3 tRNA genes are annotated in these 861 nt (G+C 42.5%); all 3 read left to right on the top strand.

Annotation, left to right across the window (positions count from 1 at the left end):
* The first annotated feature begins 52 nt into the window (after window positions 1-52).
* The 3 genes from K5Q92_RS23790 to K5Q92_RS23800 all read left to right on the top strand — a co-directional run bounded on the left by K5Q92_RS23790 (window position 53) and on the right by K5Q92_RS23800 (window position 442).
* Window positions 53-129, top strand: a tRNA-Asp gene (locus tag K5Q92_RS23790).
* Between the two features lie 80 nt (window positions 130-209).
* Window positions 210-286, top strand: a tRNA-Asp gene (locus tag K5Q92_RS23795).
* Between the two features lie 79 nt (window positions 287-365).
* Window positions 366-442 (top strand) — tRNA-Asp (locus tag K5Q92_RS23800).
* Window positions 443-861 lie beyond the last annotated feature (419 nt).

Consider the following 861-nt stretch of genomic DNA (forward strand, 5'->3'; position numbering starts at 1 on the left):
GACATAACGAGTAACATTAGAAGTCAACATGATTGATTTCTAGCAAGGTTTTGGAGCGGTAGTTCAGTTGGTTAGAATACCGGCCTGTCACGCCGGGGGTCGCGGGTTCGAGTCCCGTCCGCTCCGCCAATTTTAGTAGTAAGTTCAGTTATTGTTAGTGACATAGCAGTAGCATTAGAAATCAAGTTAATGGTTTCTAGAAAAGTTTTGGAGCGGTAGTTCAGTTGGTTAGAATACCGGCCTGTCACGCCGGGGGTCGCGGGTTCGAGTCCCGTCCGCTCCGCCAATTTAGTAGCAAGTCCCGTTATTGTTAGTGACATAGCAATAACATTAGAAATCAAGTTAACGGTTTCTAGAAAAGTTTAGGAGCGGTAGTTCAGTTGGTTAGAATACCGGCCTGTCACGCCGGGGGTCGCGGGTTCGAGTCCCGTCCGCTCCGCCAACACAAAGATGAAAGCCCTTACAGAAATGTAAGGGCTTTTTTCGTTTTGTAGGTTTTAAATTCTATTTGTTGGATAGCCCTGTCTCGCCGAGGTCGCGGGTTCGTCTGAATTACGAGCCAATCCGCTCCGCCAATATAAAGATGAAAGCCCTTACAGAAATGTAAGGGCTTTTTTCGTTTTGTAGGTTTTAAATTTTTCCGTTTTGCAGGTTTTGAATTCTTTTCGTTTGATGTATTTATTTAAATACTTTTTAGTTATATGGCTTTTAAATCTATATCTTGTCTGCTTTGCTATTTGCCTAGCACCTAGCACCTAGCACCTATGATATTTCCTTAGCTGCTTGCTGCATTCTTATCCATATGGATTATTTAACGATAATATTGATTTACTTTTCCTAGCCTTATCGTATTTTACTCAG

The sequence above is a fragment of the Shewanella sp. MBTL60-007 genome, from assembly GCF_019654915.1.
Lineage (GTDB): Bacteria > Pseudomonadota > Gammaproteobacteria > Enterobacterales > Shewanellaceae > Shewanella.